This is a genomic window from Microcoleus sp. Pol1C5 (genome assembly GCF_036701115.1).
In the GTDB taxonomy this organism is placed as follows: Bacteria; Cyanobacteriota; Cyanobacteriia; order Cyanobacteriales; family Microcoleaceae; genus Microcoleus.
Window position 1 is genome coordinate 50,243 of the sequence record NZ_JAUBQE010000021.1, and the last position, 18,690, is coordinate 68,932.

The window sequence follows — 18,690 nt, forward strand, 5'->3', positions numbered from 1 at the left end:
AGTCATTGGTCATTGGTTATTAGTCGTTAGTCATCGGTCATTTCAATCTAAAATCTAAAATCTAAAATCTAAAATTGGCTGATTATCCAAGCGCTTGAATTGGCCCAGTAACACTGCCGCTAAAAAATTGTCGGATCAGTAAATTATCTGTCGATGCAATATCGCTGACAGTTCCCTCCCACTGCACTTTGCCTCGATAGAGAAATACGATGCGATCGGCAGTGCGGCGGATGGTACTGTCTTGGTGAGTGACGATCGCATAAGTGCTGCAAACACCTTGGGCCGCCTGCAAGTCCCTGATTAAATCTTCAATTACCGTCGAAGCAATCGGATCTAAACCCGCCGTCGGTTCGTCGTACAGCAAAACCTCTGGATTATCCCTGTCATTATCAGGATTCGCCATGATAGCGCGGGCAAAACTTACCCGCTTCCTCATTCCCCCAGACAACTGCGCTGGATAGCGTTCGCCAATTCGCGGCAAACCCACCATCTCCAACTTTTCCTCCACCAATTCCCGAATGCGGCGGCGCGGCAGCTTAGAATGCTGGTAAAGTAAAAAACCGACATTCTCCTCCACCGTCAGCGAATCAAACAAAGCCGCTTGCTGAAACACCATCCCAATTCCGATCGGATCTGCCACGTCGTCCACCCATCCGACCCTGCGCTGTCCCTGAACAAAAACCTCACCGGCATCCGGGGCCAACAAACCCGCAATTATCCGCAGAATCGTAGATTTCCCCGTCCCGGAAGGGCCAATAATTGCCAGGGCCTCTCCCCGATAAATCCTCAGATCGACTCGATCGAGGATCGGGTTCTGGCCGAAGGACTTACTTACCCCCTTGAGTTCGATTAGTGGCTCAGCCATAGGATGTTATCAATAAGTTGTCAGTCCTCAGTCATCAGTCTACCTAATGACTCATGACTCATGACTAATCACCAATTACTTAAATTGACTGCCAGAATCAAAACTCTCTTGTATTGTAAATTTGTCAGCTCGAGCTGTTCCAATACCCTTAAGACTAATTAACCATGTCAATTAGTTCACTTCCTAAAGCCCTCCGCGTCTTGGCTAAAGCCAAGCAGGTTTTTGCCCAATCCAGAAATCCTTACCCCCCTTCTTTGCGGAACGGGCGAGTTCACCAGTGGTTTAAGTGGTTAGCCCCCGGACTGTTAGTGAAACGGTGGCTGCTGATTAGTGCTAGCGGCGTGGTACTTGCCACTTTGGGTTTAGCGATTTGGACTGGGATGACTCCCATTTTCTTCTTATTGCAATTGTTGAGAAATTTTTTGGCATGGATTGCGGAAGTTGTTCCTAATTACGTGTCGGGGCCGATCATCATTGCCGGCGGGATTTTGTTAATTCTGTGGGGACAAACTCGCAGTTTGAACTCTATTACCCAAGTGCTGATGCCCGAAGGGAATGAGGAACTGGTCGATCGACTCCTCAACCACCGTCGCTTGCACCGCGGCCCAAAAATTGTGGCAATAGGGGGCGGTACGGGCCTTTCTAATTTGCTCAGGGGATTGAAGGATTACAGCGCAAAAATCACTGCTATTGTCACGGTGGCGGATGATGGCGGGTCTTCCGGGCGGCTGCGGCGGGAAATTGGGGTATTGCCGCCGGGAGACATTCGCAATTGTTTGGCTGCTTTGGCAGATGAGGAAAAGTTATTGACTGAGTTATTTCAATATCGTTTCCGGGCTGGTGACGGTTTAGTGGGTCACAGTTTTGGGAATTTGTTTTTGACGGCGATGAGCGATATTGCTGGAGATTTGGAACAGGCGATCGCGGCGAGTTCTAAAGTTTTAGCAGTGAGGGGAGAGGTGCTGCCGGCTACTCTGAGCGATGTTTCTTTGTGGGCAGAACTCGCTGATGGCCGCAGGATTGAGGGGGAGTCCAGCATTACAAAAGCTAACGGGAAAATCCTCAAAATAGGCTGTAATCCTGCTAATCCTCCGGCATTACCTAGGGCTGTGGAAGGTCTTCGGGAAGCGGATTTTATTATTATTGGGCCGGGGAGTCTTTATACCAGTGTCATTCCGAATTTGTTGGTGCCGGAAATTGCTGATGCGATCGCCAACAGCGAAGTTCCGCGCATTTATGTTTGCAATATTATGACTCAGCCGGGGGAAACTGACGGATACAGTGTTGCAGACCACATTCGGGCGATCGACCGCGCTTGCGGCAGGCCGCTGTTCGATGCTGTAGTCGTTCAAGGAAAAGTCCCTTCTGCAAAGGCTTTGATCCGCTATTCTCAGGAGAATTCTTATCCGGTTGTGCTCGATCGAGAAGCAGTAACGCAATTGGGGCGACGAGTTGTCATCGCCAATGTCATGGATGAAGATGAAAATACGGGTTTAATTCGCCACAATTCGCAAAGGTTGGCGGGGATGTTGCTGCGTTGGTACGGCCGCGCCCAGAACATTTAAGCTGCTGACTGTTAACTGTTGACTGTTGACTAATATTATTGGTTATTGGTTATTGGCCGCCGCCAGCGAGTAACAAATAACAAATAACAAATGACTAATGACTAATGACTAATTATTGAAATGAAAACTTTGCTTCCCGATTCTGAGGCTACGCGCAAGTTTGGTGTTGCGTTAGGTAGATCGCTCCCCCCAGGCACTGTAATCTTATTACAAGGAGATTTAGGTGCGGGTAAAACTACCTTGGTTCAAGGCATCGCTGAAGGTTTAGGAATCTCAGACTCGATCGAAAGTCCTACTTTTACCCTAATTAACGAGTATTTTACAGGGCGAGTTCCGCTGTATCATCTAGATTTGTATCGACTGGAACCCGAAGAAGGCGAGGCTTTGCACTTAGAAAGTTATTGGGACGGGTTAGAAATGGATTTGGGAATTGTGGCGATCGAATGGGCGGAAAGATTGCAGTACAAACCAGAAAATTATTTGCAAATTTCTTTAAGTTATCTCGATAACGGGCGGCAAGCTGAAGTAATTGGTAATGGCGAGTTATTGGATTGGCAATGGGAAAATTGAGCTAGTGCGATCGAACTTACTGCGGCGGGCGGTTGACTCGAATCAATTTACCTCTCAAATTTTCCTCACCAGCAATAGCATCATTGATGCGTGTTGCCAACCTTTCTAGATTTTTATCGTCTGTACAGACGATAATACCAGCATGATTTGGTTGTTGAGTATGCAATCGAATGAAATGCCGACGATTTTGCGTCATAACCGCCCGATCGTTATTCACAGCAAAGGCTAATACTTCGGGGTCATCATCTCCGGCATTTCCTGCCTCTTGAATAGTCAGGGCATCGTGACCTAAATTTCGCAGCAATGCCACAATAGGAAACGGGAACTGTTCATCTGCATAGAGACGTGCCATAAATTATACTTCCTACATCATTGCTGCTGCTTCTTCTCGGAGTGCTGTTTCAATTTCTTCGGAGTTAGCCTCAGCATAAGTCCAGACATTTACTAAGTTTGCAGCATTCAACTGGGGATAAAATTGTAGAAGTTCAGCATCACTTGAACCTTGACGGCGCAAACTCACGAACAGCCAAACGGGAAGTCTAGTTTGGGCAATGCAAGCATCGCCGCCACACACGTCGGGAGTTTTGGTAATTCCTGGCCAGCTATTACTTAAACTTTGGGCTAACAGTCTTATGACTTCAGCTTTCTCAGTCGGAGTTAAGGCCAGGAGTTGTGTTTCTAGTTCTTCGAGGATCATGGGTAAAATCGCTTTTGCGATGCAGGAATACCCAATTATAACACTTGAGTTAAATTCAAGCTTACTCCGCGTCAAATGTCAAAGCTTCTCCCCTCACATTTGTATCCAATTTACCATTTTCAAAAACAACTTTTCCTCCAACAACAGTCACAACTGGCCATCCAGTCAAACTCCAACCTTCAAAAGGACTCCAGCCGCACTTTGTCACCATTTCTTCTCGCAGCACAGGTCGATAATTATCCAAATCTACTAATACCAAATCGGCATCAAAACCCGGAGCAATTGCCCCTTTGTTAGGAATCTTATAAGCCTTAGCAACTGCCGCCGACATCCAATTAGCAACTTGAGCAACTGTACATCTTCCCTCTACTGCTTGTGTCAGCATCAAAGGCAAAGAAGTTTGGACTCCCGGCATTCCAGACGGCGTATTCGGATAATCTTGAGCTTTTTCTGCTAATGTATGCGGCGCATGGTCGGTGGCGATAAAATCAATTACGCCGTCGAGTAAAGCTTGCCAAAGTATTTCGTTATCGCGGGGCTCGCGCAAAGGCGGATTCATCTGAGCTAAACTGCCAATTTTTTGATAGGCGCTGGTATTTAACAACAAATGCTGCGGCGTAACTTCTGCTGTCACCCAACTCGGTTTTTCCTGGCGCAACAACTCAGCTTCATCCCCAGTTGAAAGGTGCAGAATGTGCAGACGCCGCTGATATTTATTAGAAAGTTTTAATGCTAGCTGAGTAGCCAATAAAGCTGCTTGGTTGTCTTGAATTTGCGAGTGTACGGCAACATCGGAAATCCCGGCAAATTCTTGACGACGCTGGTTGATTCTAGCTTGGTCTTCTGCGTGCACGGCAATTAGTCGATCGCCCTTGGCAAAAATCGCCTCTAAAGTTGCTTCTCCATCGACCAAAAGCTGACCGTGCATCGAACCCATAAACACCTTAATTCCCGGAGTTGGATTCGCAGTCAACAAATCCGGCAAATTCTCTGGCGTTGCACCAATAAAAAAGCCGTAATTCACCAAACACTTCTCGGCAGCGCGACTTAGTTTATCATCTAAGGCAGCTTGGGTGGTGGTCAGCGGTCGCGTATTCGGCATTTCCAAAAACGATGTCACGCCGCCTTTAGCGCAAGCACAGCTAGCGGTAAATAAGTCTTCCTTGTGTTCTAAACCCGGTTCGCGGAAGTGTACCTGGGGATCAATTACTCCGGGTAACAGAGTTAAGCCTTTCGCATCTATTTCTCGATCGCCAGATTCGACAATTTCCGCAGCAACCTTGACAATTTTGCGATCGCAGATTTGCACATCTCCTACCAAAAACTCACCATTGGGCAAAAGAATGCGAGCGCGACGGATTAACAAACTTGATTTGGGAGTCATAAGATACCATTAATTGAGTAAACAGCGTGCTAGCATGGAAGCATTATTAAGTTTATAATTCGTATCCAGCTCAGTCACTACAATACCCTATGACTCGTCTAGACAAGTCAGCCGACGAAAAACCTCCGCAAGACACCGAAAATCCTTGGATCGAAGGAATTAAGACGATCGGCTTAGCAGCCTTTTTAGCCTTTGGTATCCGCACCCTGGTTGCCGAAGCACGCTACATTCCCACCGGCTCGATGCTCCCAACCTTACAAATTAACGATCGATTAATTATAGATAAGGTCAGCTATCGATTCCAAGATCCCCAGCGAGGAGATATTATCGTATTTATGCCTCCCGATCCGGCTAGTTTGTGCACGGGACAGCCGCCACCGATCAAAGATGCCTATATCAAGCGAGTGATCGGACTGCCGGGGGACAGTGTGGAAGTCAAAGAGGGAAAAGTTTTTATTAACAAGCAGCCGCTACAGGAAAAATATATTGAAGAAATTCCGCAGTATCCCTACGGGCCTGTAGTTGTAGCTCCAAATTCTTACTTGGTGCTCGGCGACAACCGCAACGCAAGCTGTGACAGTCATTATTGGGGCTTTGTACCCAAGCAAAATATCATCGGTAGGGCAATTGTGCGTTTTTGGCCACTCAACCGTACAGGTTCGATCGACCCCACGCCCCTTTATCCCGCTAAAAATTAGCTACAACCCTCAGTAGGGTGCGCTAGGCGCACCTTACTACTACAGATTAATGAAGGTCAAAATTTAAAACTTGCTTAACTTCCGATCGTGCTGCCATTCCAGCAGGTTTAGTACGATGTTTCGCGATCGAGAACTTTCACCACTTTGTTATACATCTCCTCTGCCTCTTGCTGCGAATTGCCGATACTCGTCAAGCCCAATTTGCCAAACTCCGACAAACAACCCATTAAATGAAACACACTGCCCGTCTCTGTACCGCTGTCAAAGTGCAGTTGATTGTCAGCAATAATATCCATCAAATCGTTCGGTAATAATCCCCGATAGCGCTCTTTTTTCAAATTGTCCGAAGCGACATAATATTTCGGACGGCCCTGCTGGCTGTAAAATAATCCGTTAGTACGCTCGTACCGACCGTTTGTTAACAGCTTCAAAGCCATAAACGGATGAGTTGTGCCTCCTTTACGTAAGTTAATTTCTATTGCTTGAAGATCCCATTTCCCATCGGATTGCTTTACAGCGAGAAAATCTACTCCAAATCTCTCTAAAGCCCCCTTTTTAGCTAAGTTTTGCCCGACTTTCCATCCCAATTCTTGCAACGCCAGCCGGTAAGATTCGTCCGCAGGGAATCGGCAACCCAAGAAAATTTGGCCGTCTGGGCCTCCTAAAATCTGGTCGTGAGTGGAGAGGATTTCTACTTCCCCGCTGGGAATAATTCTGCCTTGAACACTGGGCGAGAACTTTTCTTCTCCTTCGATAAATGCTTCGGCAATTGCCCCTAATTCGGGAATGCGGCTGCTAAAATTTTCCCAGGTTTCGCCTGTGGATTGAAAGCGCAAATTATGGAAGCAATCCCCAATTGCCTTCGCTCTTTCATGAGGCGCTTTACTTGTCAGGGAACGCAGATCTAGAATTGCATTTCCTTCCCCCGAAAAACCTTCATTTAACTTAATTACCATCCGCTGCAAATCCGGCTGCCGTTCCCACAATTGAGCGGCAGCTTCTGCTAAATCTTCCGCATTCCAAACCAACTCCGAACCGTCAGGATAAGGCACGCCACATTCTTGGAAAATTTGCCTGCTGCCGCTTTTTGTTCCCCAATATAACAGATCGGGATCGCTGGCCCACAAAGGAATCCCCAATTTAACAGATAACTCGCGTTCTAAGGGCGTCGAGTTATAACAAACCATATAAGATTTTGTCGGCCGCACTGCTTGACGAATGCGCTCCATCAAGCGGGGGCGCTCTAAAATTTTCTGGGTGAGGGATTTGGCAGAAGCATCGTAAGCACTGAACAGCAAAAGCCGATCGCGCGCGTGAGAAAATGGAATTCCCGGCAGCAATTGCAGGTAATAATCCACAATCATCGGGTGCAAGGGCTCCGAGGTAATGTAAATTAAGCGCGTGCGGGGATTTCGCAGGCGGATCAATGAAAATAAATGCCGCTCTTCGTAGTGGTAAGCACCCTCAATTTTCCGCATTTCTTGCTGATCTAAGCTGACAGAAGGAATGATAATAATGTCACAATCTCCGCTGTCGAATTCTTCTATCGCTCGCCAACGTTCGCGTAATTCTGTCTGAAGATTGCGAAACTTCTGCGCGGGTTCGGAAGATGAATTATTTAACTCTGGCATTGCTTTTTATCCTAAGTATTCAAATAATTATTGCTGATGATGTCGGGTGTGTCAGCCCCAATCCTTGAGACAACTCACACAGTTTTTTTTCTGACGGACCTTACCGGGAATATTGACAAAAATGCCCAAATAGTGATTTAAGGTGCGTCAGTCGAAATATTTGAGGCAACTCAAACAGTTTTTTCTGACCCCGCCCAAAAACCGATACTGTGCCACTTACTCCTGTCGTGAATCTCCAAAAATTTTAGACCAAAGTTTAATCTCCCAGATTCATCTGTGGAATAAATCTAAAATCTAAAATCTAAAATCGACTGACGCACCCTACCGGGGACGATCTTCCATTTCTGTCAATCTGCTCTAAGAAGCTCGCCGCGCTCGAAAAAGTCTGGCATACTGCAAAATTGGCTCTAAGCGGCGTTGATTTTGCTTGAGTGCCGATCGCAATTTTTCCGAAGGGCGGAACACCAGGGGAGCCGAATATTTGTTCAGCATCTCCATATCTGGCGACTGGCTCAGCAGCATCAGCCTCACGTCTTTGTCGAGCAAATAACTCAGAGAAAGCAAATCTCCCATGTTAGTAAAATCGTTGCCGCGATCGCTAATTACAATTGTATCTTTAATCGACCGATTAGCTATCGCTTCTTTGTTAATAATTTTCGCAACTTCAGCATTAAAATAGCTCAAGTCTTTGCTCCACCAAGTATCAGAAAAAGCGCTGACCGTACAAGAGGCTACACTTGCTGTAAATACCAAGGCTAAAATGACTTGCCAAAACCGCTGCTGAGTTTTCAGGTTACTGGCGAGCAAGTAAGCAACTGCTAGCTGCACTCCGGGAAAGCAGGAAATCAGATAGCGGCTGACGGCGGAACGTTTGCCACCTAGGATTAGATCCGGTAATGCCAGTATCAAAAACGGTACAAAAATTGATGTTACAATAAACAGCCAAGTAGAAGTGCTAACCCTGCGGCAGATTGTGTAAAGGGCTGCCGCAATTAACAGCAAAAATGGCAATCTCAGCAGATAAGTCCAAATATTATCAAACCCGAAGTCGAAGTCAAAAAATAAGGCTGTAAAGCTGAGTGTCCACAATTTGACAAGATACAGCCAACCCGGAGATACTCGCGTCCAATCTGTCGTCGCTGATGCTCGTTCCAGGTTGGTCGCCAGCACGTAAATCCAGGGAATATACAATATTAAAGCTGCTGTTACTGCTAAGAAAAATTGGGAATTAGTTACGTGACCTCGCAATTTTGTTTTTTTGACAAACAACCAGTAAGAAATTATAAAAACTCCGTGACCAATGAGTGTTAAACTGAAGAAAGGGTGAGTGTAGAAACCAAAGGCGATCGCCAGCGAGTAAAATACCCAATCTTGCCAACCCCGCAACCGCACTGCTCTTAGCAGCAGCCAACTGCTGCCAATAACTGTCGCTGTCAGCAAACTGTACTGCCTTGCTGTCTGAGCAAACAATATGTCAAAGGGAGATAAAGCCAAAAGTGCTGTTGCTAATAACGCAGCCAAATTCGAGGCGAAAAGTTCCTGAGCTAAAGCGTACATCAAAGGCAGCGACAGCAAACTCAATACTGCTGGCAAACTGCGGGATGCTGTTAGAGAGCTGCCAAATTGCTGCATCCACCAACGAGCCATGAGAAAGTATAAAGGCGGATGCTGCGGGTCTTCTAGTGCTAAAGAACGAATTGTGTCTGCTTCTGTACTTCCCGGTTTAATCCGCTGATATTTTTGCAATTCTGGTGCGGGAAAAATCCGGTTTTGGAATAGTTCGTCGTCAATTTCTTGGCGGGTGAAACCAGCGGCGCGGATTGATGTGTAAGCTTCGTCATGCCAGTAAAGTTTGCGATCGATCTCAAAAAACCTAAATCCGATACCTAATAAAATGCCGATTGCCAATAAGTTCATCAGCCAGCGGGAATTTTGGGTATTAACAGATGTGTCTTGATGTGTTGTAGATCCCATGCTTATCCTAATTGTGGCGATTACTTGTTACCAGGCAGAGCCTGGTAACACAGATCCGGAGGCTCTGCTTTTAATGTAAGCTTTTCGAGGCAGAGCCTCTGGACATCGGTTCCCAGACAGAGCCTGGGAACAAGTTAAATATCTTCTACATCTTGGGCCTTGTGAAAGCTGGCTCAGGCTGAACCACCTCCAAAATCAAGAATCTTAAACCAAATCCCCGCAGAACCTCCAGAGCCAAAAAATAACTGCTAACATACGTGTTGTACAGTTAATCAACAAGCTCCGCAAGGGGTCTACCCGCGTACCGCAAATGGCAAAAAGCAAAGAGTCTATAAAAACTACAACTGAAAACTCAGAAAAGCAAAAAGCCCTAACTTCCGTACTTTCCCAAATCGAGCGCAGCTTTGGCAAAGGGGCGATCGTCCGATTGGGAGACTCCACTCGCATGAAGGTAGAAACCATCCCCACCGGAGCCCTGACACTGGACATTGCTTTGGGCGGCGGTTTGCCAAAAGGTCGAGTCATTGAAATTTACGGCCCGGAAAGTTCCGGTAAAACCACCCTAGCCCTCCACGCGATCTCCGAAGTCCAAAAATCCGGCGGTATCGCAGCCTTCGTCGATGCCGAACACGCCCTCGATCCCACCTACGCCTCAGCTTTAGGCGTCGATATTGAAAATCTCTTAGTTTCCCAGCCGGATACCGGCGAAATGGCCCTAGAAATAGTCGATCAACTCGTCCGTTCCGTCGCCGTCGATATCGTAGTCATTGACTCCGTAGCCGCCCTCGTCCCCCGCGCCGAAATCGAAGGCGACATGGGCGACTCCCACATGGGTTTGCAAGCCCGCTTGATGAGCCAAGCTTTGCGGAAAATCACCGGCAACATCGGCAAATCCGGCTGTACCGTCATTTTCCTCAACCAATTGCGGCAGAAAATCGGCGTAACTTACGGCAACCCCGAAACAACAACCGGCGGTAACGCACTCAAATTCTACGCCAGCGTGCGGCTTGACATTCGCCGCATTCAAAGCTTGAAAAAAGGTACAGAAGAATACGGCAACCGCACGAAAGTTAAAGTTGCTAAAAATAAAGTTGCTCCGCCTTTCCGTATTGCCGAATTTGACATTGTATTTGGCAAAGGCATTTCTACTTTAGGCTGTCTGACTGACTTGGCCGACGAAATGGGAGTAATTCTGAAAAAAGGTTCTTGGTATAGCTACAACGGAGAGAACATAGCTCAAGGACGAGACAAAGTGATCCAGCACATGGAGAAAAACATCGATTTCAAAAATGAAATTGAGGAGCTAGTTAAAAAGAAACTTGAGACTGGTGCTGTGGTTTCTGCTAATTCTGTCGCTCCTGTTGAGGTAGATGAGGTAGATGATGTAGATGATGAAGATGATGTAGATGATGTAGATGATGTAGATGGTTTGGACGAAGAAATTTAAGTTTTTTAGTCCTCAATTATTACTCGTTTACTCGTTTTCCTCCTTACCAGGCTGGAGCGAAAGTAACGCTCAACAGCTACCTAGAGCCTCGAATTTAATTTTCGCTCGGCTTCGGCTCTTGGTCGCTTACATGGGTTAAGAGGCACAGTCAGTAAACCAGTAACCCAGCCTGGGAAGCAGTAAAACCAGTAAATTATGGTTCGGCGCGATCGAATTTACTGGTTTACTTGTTTTACTCGTTACCAGGCTGGAGCGAAAGTAACGTAGCAAGGGCAAGACAAAAAAACGTTAAAACGAATTAACAAGCTAATTGAGGCAACAATCCGATTGCCGTTTGAGGGTATCGGAAAGCCAGAACCACTGAAGGAGAATCTAGCTGGCTTTTGGTTGCGGCGAATTGATGATACGAATCGATTAGTTTATGCTGTGGATGACGAGTCTCTAACGATTATCTCTTGTCGATACCACTATTCTGATTGACATCCTCCTTAGCCTGCTTAGCTATGGTGCGGCGTTTTTGTTGAACAGGAAATTCGGCGATTCTTTGAGCAGTGTAATTTTAATTAAATGACGATAGCGAGTGTCTATTTAACGGGCGAGCGTAAATTTTGTCACCCTATGTAAGTTTTGCAGGATAAACAGGGATGAGAGGGTACTCCTTTGCATAGCAATTGTTATGCAGTTATCGATTGTTTAGTAGCGAAGCCACAAACTAACGCGGACTTTTTATTTAAATTGCATACTCGAGGCGGGCGGGACACCCCACTCATTGTTTTATTGTTTTTTTGACAGACAATTTAAATCCACAACAGCTTATCCCAACAGAATTGTTTTCAAAATACTCCTTCTAAACTGGATTCATGTCTTTTGGTCAGCCGCGTGGCTCTGACAGCGGAACTGGGGGCATCTCCTATTTGTAAAAATACTTCTTCTGGCTCCTTCCTTCTGCCTTCTGCCTCTGGCGTCAAAACTCCAATTTTGGGCTTGGCTGCTTTCATTGAGATGCTCCCTACTTACGATCACTTATTCAGGCATAGAAACTGGCTGAACGTATTGAGAATTAGCGCGCACATAACAGCCTTGTCTTGTCAGCAACCAGGGTTGACCGTTCGCCATCGTAATAGCATTTGCTCCCCTGAGTTCAGCAGCAACTGTATCTTTATCCGCGCGGTAAACTTGTTGAATTGCTCCGTTTGCGGTCTTGCGACAGTTGAGTTGTCCATCTCGCGAGGTGACTCGCCAAGCAGGCCAAGTTACAAAACCATTTGTTGGACTCGACCAAGTATTAGCATTGCTAGAAGTATAGTCGCCACTTGCATTAGGACGCGGTAAAGCTTCGACTAAATTTACTTTAAATGTCTGGCCAATAGAAGGACAATTTTCTCCTGCTTTCACCTTCCAAGTAACTTCGGCTCCCAATTGGCTGCTTCTTCCAACTTGACGCCTGACAATGGCAATATCTCCAGAACAAACAATTTTTCTGCCAGGGCCGGTCGCACTGTCTTTGAAAGTCCCATTGTAATAGTAAGAGCCTGCTGCTCCTTCGGAACGGGTAATTTGAATATTGCCCAAAAATTCCCGATTGCCTACTTTAGTCAAGTAAAAACCGCTGCGATTGTTTCCTTTTTCTGACAAGTTTAAAGTAGTTTTACCGTTAGGATTAACATAAGTGGTAGCGCTAGCAGCAGTGCACCAAATTAATGACACAACTCCTGTGGATAACAAAATGGAAAGTTTTTTCACAGCAACACCTTGTATGATATGAATCTCTACTTTATTTATAGCTGTTGGTGAAAATACTTGACCAGTCGCTCAAATGAGTGACACTCATTTGAGCGACAGCGCACTCGTCTGACCCTGCGTGCGGACTATCCCCGGTATCAACTCTGCATAACTTCACCTTGCTTCAGCTCCCTTCCACTCTCTTCACTTGTATGCACTTGCATCACGATGCCTGCAAGCTTCCACTTCTGACTCATTGCAAGTTCCAATAATTAGCAGCAGAATAAATTTATATACGTAAGTAAGGGGGTTCCAATCACCGCTAAATACTGTGGATTTTACTGGTACTTCCCGGTGAGTCAAGTTGGGATTCCAAACACTAGGGCGATTTTTACAGGTAGCAGATTTCAAATCTAAGAATGCTTGTAAAGAAATGTAAAAGCTCCTGACAGCCGATTGCTTTGACAGAAAATACGATTTCTAAGTTCAGCCAGTAAAAAAATGGTATTGATTCAGCGCAAAAATGAACTTGACCAAGATAAATTAATTTGCTCGAAACTTAAATCATTGTTGAAGGGAGAATAAATTATGGCTGACGGTCAATTAGGAGTTATATTAAAGATGGCTCAAACAATTAATCCTCAAATTGAGAGCGATCGACATTTTGAAATAGACTTGGCAAAATTGCGCCAACTGCCAGCAGGAACATTAGGGTGCGAAGTGGCGCGATTTCTAGACGAACAAGGCTTTGAGCCGATCGCATCGGGAGACTGGATTCAGCGAAACCACGACGTTTGGCACGTTCTGACCGGTCTTTCAGCTTCAACAGAAGATGAATTGGTACTTCAAGCGTTTACTCGCGCTCAAGTATTTCGTCCTTCTTGTGCGATTTTAGTGTTAGTTGGACTGATCGGCGGCAAATGCGCGATCGGACAAATTATCAAAGGCTTAAAACACGGAAAATTAGCCACTCGGTTAATTAATTGGGACGTTGCATCTGATTGGGAAACTCCTTTATCTGAAGTTCGAGAAAAACTCGGAATTCTACCCTTAATTGATTAGATTTTAACTCGTTACCTCATTGCAAAAGTATGCAAAGCAAAATTTACAAACCGGAAATTAGCCTGAGTCCACGGGAAAGAGCGATCGCACAATTAGTAGCCCAAGGGCTGCCCAACAAATGTATTGCCAAAAATTTAAATATCAGTCACTGGACGGTTGCTACTTACGTGAGGCGGATTTTTATCAAACTCGGTGTTTGTTCCAGAACTGCGATGATTGCACTGCTGATCCAAGAAAATTTGCTCTGGGACTGATAAATAAGTAGCGTGCGTCAGCTAGCTTGAATTCTCTGGTAATCCAGAAACTCTAGGCACGACGCACCCTAAAAAAAACCTATCCCTAGACAGATGAAAACCCGGTTTAGCTGTAAAACCGGGTTTTCATTTGTAATGTTTAAAACCCTCTATGCCAAAGCCACAGAACGAGAAGAATTTCTCAGAAAACTCAGCAATTCTCGATTCACCGTTTGCGGCGCTTCCTGCTGAATCCAGTGGCCACAGTGAGGAACTAATTTTAACTTAAACGGAGCAGTAATTAATCTGTCTAAACCTTCTACAAGTTTGTGGCTCAAAAACGCATCTTCTTCTCCCCAAAGCACCAAAGTAGGTACTGTCACAGGTTCTAATTTCTCCGCCAAATTCCAAAGCCTCTGGGGGTGAAACATCTGGCGGTAATAATTGATAGCGGCAGCTAATACTCCCGGCTTTTCTAAAGCAGTCTGATAAATCTTAGTTTCCTCAGCACTAAAAGAGCCTTTGCGAACAGCTTGTCCTTGGAAAACATTGTGCACAAAATCTTTCAAGTTTTGCCGGATCAACCATTCGGGAATGCCGGGAACCTGAAACGCCAAAACGTACCAACTGCGGCGGATTTGATCTAAATTGCTCGCCATTTCCTGCACGAATCGCTGCGGGTGCGGAGCGTTTAAAATGGCCAAGCGGTTGAGTTGTTCGGGGAATTTTTGAGCTAAGTGCCACGCAATCGCCCCTCCCCAATCATGACCTACAACGTGAGCTTTTGTATAACCGAGGCTCGCAATCAAACCGCGAATATCCGCGCTCAGCGTATCTAAATCATAACCGCTTTCCGGCTTGTCGGAATCGTTGTAGCCCCGCAAATCCGGCACCACAACCTTAAAATGACGCGCTAAAGCAGGAATTTGATGACGCCAAGAGTACCAAAACTCTGGAAACCCATGCAGGAGGAGAACGAGCTCGCCTTCTCCTTGAGAAACGCAGTGCAGGCGGATGTTATTGGTTTCGACAAAAATGTGTTGCTGTTCGGAATCGAAAGAATTCATAGTTGGAAAGTTAGACTTATTTTCGGGAAGTACAGAACCCGCCGACTGGTAGCAGGCTAAAACGGCCCAATGCTGTTAATTTTTCTACTTTTATTGTAGCTGCTTTTCGATCCCCGTGGCTGCAATCTAATGAAACTTAAAACTTGTAGGGTTGTTGGTGTCCGGTTTTTTAGGCCTAACTACTGAGCGCACGTTTTTTACCTTAAATGTATTGTTTTAACAGCGGCGCAGGCGATTCAATAATAGCACAATTTCGTCCGTTGCCGATCGCATTTTTGCAGTCGATAGGTCAGATTGATTGACGATAATGCTAAACACCAGCGGCTCGTAATTCGGAACTTCGATATATCCCGACAGCCCCGAAACTCCGCTCATAGTTCCTGTTTTTGCTTGCAAAATTACGCGATTTGGTGTATTATTAAAGCGATTTTTCAAAGTGCCGCTCTCCCCAGCGATCGGCAGTGACTGGCGGTAAATAGATGCAGCAGGTGAATTGGCCATAAATCTCAAAGTTTGCACCAAGGCTTCAGGGCTAATTAAATTGTGGCGGGAAAGTCCCGAACCGTCGGCTAATATGTAGCTGTTTGGATTTACTCCTAATTGAGTTAAAGACAGTTTTAACTCTTTCAAACCCATTTCACCTGTATCCTCTTGCTGCTGGGGCAACTTGTCTGTAACTTTTCCCAACAATCTCAATAAAACTTCTGCATAAAGATTGTTGCTTTCGCGATTAGTTTCTCTCACCAATTGGGCCAGCGGCGGCGATTCAACTGTCGCTAATTCTTGATTAAAATTGCGAGAAGCCGAGGCAACTAAACTCTGTTTAACAGGAATTCCCTCAGCCACCAGGGCTTGTTGAAAATACTGCAAAAAATTATTAGCGGGGTTGACAACTGCCACATAAGCTGATTCAGGTTCGCCACCAACTTTCAACTGTCCGCTCACTCGAATTATAGGTCGATCGAACTCCCGGCCAACTTCAATAAACTCAGATTCGTTTTGAGCGACGGTAACAGTATTGTTCTGAAGTTGCCACTGATTTGCCAGCTTTGGTTCGGCAAAAGTAACTTTCAGAGGTTGCCCCAGAGCCTGTGGGGACAATAGAAGGTCGATCGCGTTTTGATTGAAAATTAAACTGTTAATCGGCGCTCCGTAGCCCGCTTGCGCGTCTTCCCATTCCCAATTCGGATTGACTGCACTGCCTTGAAAATAGCTGTCATCGCCAATCAACTGGTTAACTTGACTGATTCCCCGCTGCTTCAACTGCTGCGCCAAAGATTTCAACTGAGCCTCAGCAATGCTGGGATCTCCCCTGCCGGCAACGTACAAACTTCCATTTTCGCCGCTGTAAACCGATGTCTTAATGCGAAAATCTGCACCGAGTTTCTGCAAAGCAGCGGCTGTGGTTAGCAGCTTGGCATTTGATGCTGGAATAAAATATTTTTGGGCGTCGCGGCTGTAGAGAGTAGTAGTAGAAGATAGAGGTTGAATCAAAATGCCCCAGCGCGATCGACTAAATTCGGGACGATTGGCGATCGCATCTACTTGCGCCCCCAATTCCCCAGGACAAATATCCCCAGCAACCGCCGACGTTTGAGCAGCAACCGCCGACGGACGCCCCAGCACCAGCACTAACAAACTAAGCGCAATTCCTTGGATTTTCAAAGTGGCAGTTCCTTAACAATAACTATTAAAATTAGATGCGCCAAAGCTTGGAATTTTCACCGAATCAAGTCAATATTAATAATAACGCGCATGAATTCTCGGATTGAACAGCGCTTCTACAGGTTTTCCCTCTTTGAGGTGTTCTTCTACAATTAACGGTACATCACTCGGTTTAACTCGACAATACCAAATTTCGTCCGGCGTAACTCGTACAGTCGGGCCAGTGGTGCACTGTCCCTGACAGCTAGTAGCCTCAACTTTCACCCCTGCAACTTGTTGAGCTTCAAAAGCAGCTAGCACTGCTGCTGAACCATTTTTCAGGCAAGATTGATACTGGCAAACCAATACACAGCGCGCTTCTGGTTGGGAGTCTGGTTTTCGGGCTGGAGATTCTGGCATTGGTAAGGATTTATCCGCTCTTTAAGATATCTTAACAATCTTGTCAGGTCGATCGCTCGGCGGAGTCCGGCAAAGGGCAGAATTTTATAGTGCGATCGAAAAAAACAGCAAAATTCTGGCATTCAAACTTTTTCCTTCTTTACTACCTTCAAACCAATCCTTTCAGCAGAGCTGCCTTTCTTCAGTCTGTGTCACGCTTTCCCTATATGATCGATTTAGAGCAACAACTCAATCAACCGCTAATCATGCCAAAAACAGTAGCCGATGTAATGAGCCGCGATCCGATTTTGGCGCGACCCGAAATGCCCTTGAACGAAGCGATTAAAATTTTAGCCGATCGACGCATTAGCGGTCTTCCCGTCGTAGATGAGAATGACTTGTTGGTAGGAGTCATCTCCGAAACCGACTTGATGTGGCGGGAAACCGGCGTAACTCCCCCCGCTTATATCATGGTGCTCGACAGCGTGATTTACTTAGAAAATCCATCTCGTTACGAGCGAGAACTCCACAAGGCTTTAGGACAAACAGTAGGAGAAGCGATGAGTAAAGAACCAGTTACCATCGGGCCCGATCAATCTGTCCAAGAAGCTGCCAAACTGATGCACGATCGCAGCATCCACCGATTGCCGGTGGTTGATACTGCAGGCAAAGTAATCGGCATCCTCACTAGGGGAGATATTATCCGATCGATGGCTGCGGAATCTTAATTAACTGTTGCAGTTCTAGAACTGTATCAGAAAATAAGCCGATCGCTCTTTCAATCTCCCTGACTTTTTGCAATTACCAATTATCTAGATTGAGGACACGGAAGTCAGGAATAGACGCAGAGCAATTTCTTCTTTCTTGCTTCTTCTTCCCTCTTCCCTCTTCCCTCTTCCCTCTTCCCTCTTCCTTCTTCCTTCTTCCCAATTACCAATTATTAAATTTAAAATCGAATGAGCATTACCCCTGAGTCTGTCGAACAATTGCTGAATTCCGAGGATTTTGGCGAAAGACTGCGAGCAGTCAACCAACTGCGGCAACTAGAACCCGCAATCGCCTACAAACTGATTCAAATTGCGATCGGAGACAAAAACGTCCGGGTTCGCTACGCAGCAGTCAGCCAAATATCAACCCTCGGTACGCAGAATCTGCCGAACGCTTTAGAGGTACTGCGAAACAGCCTCAACAACGACCCCGAACCCGACGTGCAAGCAGCCGCAGCCGATGCTTTGGGGGCATTGAAATTAACCGAGGCTTTAGAAGATTTGCAGCAAGTTTATAGCAATACCTCTGAATGGCTGGTGCAACTGAGCATCGTTGCGGCTTTGGGAGAAATGGGAGATCCGAAAGCCTTTCCGATGTTAGAAAATGCCCTAACTTCTGAAAACGAATTGATCCAAACCATTGCCATCAGCGCATTAGGTGAATTGGGAGATAAACGGGCGCTGCCGCTGCTGCTTCCCTACGCTTCCAATGCTGATTGGCAGATCCGTTACAGAGTAGCTCAAGCTCTGGGGCGGTTGGGCGGTAAGGAAGCAGAGACGGCTTTGGAAATTCTCGCCAAAGATGAGGTTGAACAAGTTGCTCAGGAGGCTAAAGCCGGACAAGAAAATAGTTTGAAATCTTGAGATTGCTTTGGCGATCGTGAACAACCCTGCGCGGTTGTGAATTTTGAATTCATTTAGAATTTTTTGTGCGGATTCTAGTAGCAACTTCGTTCGCGAGCGCA

General features: G+C 46.0%; 19 protein-coding genes and 1 pseudogene. 9 read left to right on the forward strand and 11 right to left on the reverse strand.

Going from position 1 to position 18,690, the window contains the following annotated elements; all coding sequences use genetic code 11:
• Positions 1–82: 82 nt before the first annotated feature.
• Positions 83–865, reverse strand: a complete 783-nt coding sequence (locus tag QUA23_RS13645; protein ID WP_333036901.1) for an ATP-binding cassette domain-containing protein — start codon at positions 863–865, stop codon at positions 83–85.
• Between the two features lie 164 nt (positions 866–1,029).
• Here QUA23_RS13645 and QUA23_RS13650 point away from each other — a divergent pair, with 164 nt between their 5' ends.
• Together QUA23_RS13650 and tsaE are read left to right on the forward strand one after the other, a co-directional pair.
• On the forward strand, positions 1,030–2,430 hold the full coding sequence (locus tag QUA23_RS13650) for a gluconeogenesis factor YvcK family protein (protein ID WP_333076592.1): 1,401 nt from the start codon (positions 1,030–1,032) through the stop codon (positions 2,428–2,430).
• A 120-nt stretch (positions 2,431–2,550) separates the two neighbouring features.
• The gene (gene tsaE, locus QUA23_RS13655) at positions 2,551–3,000 is read left to right on the forward strand and encodes a tRNA (adenosine(37)-N6)-threonylcarbamoyltransferase complex ATPase subunit type 1 TsaE (protein ID WP_333076591.1); all 450 of its coding nucleotides are present in this window, start codon (positions 2,551–2,553) and stop codon (positions 2,998–3,000) included.
• A gap of 16 nt (positions 3,001–3,016) precedes the next feature.
• Here the strand turns inward: tsaE and QUA23_RS13660 are convergent, their stop codons facing one another.
• The 3 genes from QUA23_RS13660 to QUA23_RS13670 form a co-directional block, all read right to left on the reverse strand.
• Complete coding sequence (locus QUA23_RS13660; protein ID WP_333076590.1) at positions 3,017–3,352, reverse strand: DUF5615 family PIN-like protein; 336 nt, start codon at positions 3,350–3,352, stop codon at positions 3,017–3,019.
• A gap of 12 nt (positions 3,353–3,364) precedes the next feature.
• Positions 3,365–3,697 (reverse strand): DUF433 domain-containing protein, encoded by a 333-nt coding sequence (locus tag QUA23_RS13665; protein WP_333076588.1) that lies wholly within the window; start codon positions 3,695–3,697, stop codon positions 3,365–3,367.
• A gap of 61 nt (positions 3,698–3,758) precedes the next feature.
• Complete coding sequence (locus tag QUA23_RS13670) at positions 3,759–5,081, reverse strand: dihydroorotase (protein WP_333076586.1); 1,323 nt, start codon at positions 5,079–5,081, stop codon at positions 3,759–3,761.
• 89 nt (positions 5,082–5,170) lie between these two features.
• Here QUA23_RS13670 and lepB point away from each other — a divergent pair, with 89 nt between their 5' ends.
• Positions 5,171–5,779 carry a signal peptidase I gene (lepB, locus tag QUA23_RS13675; RefSeq protein ID WP_333076585.1) on the forward strand — a complete coding sequence of 203 codons (609 nt, stop codon included), beginning with the start codon at positions 5,171–5,173 and terminating at the stop codon, positions 5,777–5,779.
• A 107-nt stretch (positions 5,780–5,886) separates the two neighbouring features.
• On the opposite strand, the gene QUA23_RS13680 is transcribed toward lepB, so the two are convergent.
• Both QUA23_RS13680 and QUA23_RS13685 read right to left on the reverse strand, forming a co-directional pair.
• On the reverse strand, positions 5,887–7,410 hold the full coding sequence (locus QUA23_RS13680; protein WP_333076584.1) for a peptide ligase PGM1-related protein: 1,524 nt from the start codon (positions 7,408–7,410) through the stop codon (positions 5,887–5,889).
• A gap of 357 nt (positions 7,411–7,767) precedes the next feature.
• Positions 7,768–9,384: a glycosyltransferase family 39 protein gene (locus QUA23_RS13685; RefSeq protein ID WP_333076583.1), complete on the reverse strand. Its 1,617-nt coding sequence runs from the start codon at positions 9,382–9,384 to the stop codon at positions 7,768–7,770.
• 310 nt (positions 9,385–9,694) lie between these two features.
• On the opposite strand from QUA23_RS13685, the gene recA reads away from it, so the two are divergent.
• Positions 9,695–10,831 carry a recombinase RecA gene (gene recA, locus QUA23_RS13690; protein ID WP_333076582.1) on the forward strand — a complete coding sequence of 379 codons (1,137 nt, stop codon included), beginning with the start codon at positions 9,695–9,697 and terminating at the stop codon, positions 10,829–10,831.
• A 279-nt stretch (positions 10,832–11,110) separates the two neighbouring features.
• Positions 11,111–11,311 (forward strand): annotated as a pseudogene (locus QUA23_RS13695) (Txe/YoeB family addiction module toxin); the annotation flags it as partial.
• 353 nt (positions 11,312–11,664) lie between these two features.
• Here the strand turns inward: QUA23_RS13695 and QUA23_RS13700 are convergent.
• A complete protein-coding gene (locus QUA23_RS13700) occupies positions 11,665–11,829 on the reverse strand; it encodes a hypothetical protein (protein WP_333076581.1) in 165 nt (54 codons plus the stop codon).
• A 25-nt stretch (positions 11,830–11,854) separates the two neighbouring features.
• Positions 11,855–12,538 carry a hypothetical protein gene (locus QUA23_RS13705; RefSeq protein WP_333110398.1) on the reverse strand — a complete coding sequence of 228 codons (684 nt, stop codon included), beginning with the start codon at positions 12,536–12,538 and terminating at the stop codon, positions 11,855–11,857.
• Positions 12,539–13,141: 603 nt separating this feature from the next.
• Here QUA23_RS13705 and QUA23_RS13710 point away from each other — a divergent pair.
• A complete protein-coding gene (locus tag QUA23_RS13710; protein WP_333076579.1) occupies positions 13,142–13,615 on the forward strand; it encodes a Coq4 family protein in 474 nt (157 codons plus the stop codon).
• Positions 13,616–13,644: 29 nt separating this feature from the next.
• Positions 13,645–13,869 (forward strand): response regulator transcription factor, encoded by a 225-nt coding sequence (locus tag QUA23_RS13715; protein WP_332974846.1) that lies wholly within the window; start codon positions 13,645–13,647, stop codon positions 13,867–13,869.
• Between the two features lie 149 nt (positions 13,870–14,018).
• Here the strand turns inward: QUA23_RS13715 and QUA23_RS13720 are convergent, their stop codons facing one another.
• The 3 genes from QUA23_RS13720 to QUA23_RS13730 form a co-directional block, all read right to left on the reverse strand.
• Complete coding sequence (locus tag QUA23_RS13720; RefSeq protein ID WP_333066601.1) at positions 14,019–14,915, reverse strand: alpha/beta hydrolase; 897 nt, start codon at positions 14,913–14,915, stop codon at positions 14,019–14,021.
• 216 nt (positions 14,916–15,131) lie between these two features.
• A complete protein-coding gene (dacB, locus tag QUA23_RS13725; protein ID WP_445243494.1) occupies positions 15,132–16,574 on the reverse strand; it encodes a D-alanyl-D-alanine carboxypeptidase/D-alanyl-D-alanine endopeptidase in 1,443 nt (480 codons plus the stop codon).
• Between the two features lie 81 nt (positions 16,575–16,655).
• On the reverse strand, positions 16,656–16,979 hold the full coding sequence (locus QUA23_RS13730) for a (2Fe-2S) ferredoxin domain-containing protein (protein ID WP_333076576.1): 324 nt from the start codon (positions 16,977–16,979) through the stop codon (positions 16,656–16,658).
• Positions 16,980–17,185: 206 nt separating this feature from the next.
• On the opposite strand from QUA23_RS13730, the gene QUA23_RS13735 reads away from it, so the two are divergent.
• Positions 17,186–17,686 (forward strand): CBS domain-containing protein, encoded by a 501-nt coding sequence (locus tag QUA23_RS13735; protein ID WP_333076575.1) that lies wholly within the window; start codon positions 17,186–17,188, stop codon positions 17,684–17,686.
• A gap of 228 nt (positions 17,687–17,914) precedes the next feature.
• Positions 17,915–18,589: a phycobilisome degradation protein NblB gene (gene nblB, locus QUA23_RS13740; RefSeq protein WP_333076574.1), complete on the forward strand. Its 675-nt coding sequence runs from the start codon at positions 17,915–17,917 to the stop codon at positions 18,587–18,589.
• Positions 18,590–18,690: the final 101 nt, after the last annotated feature.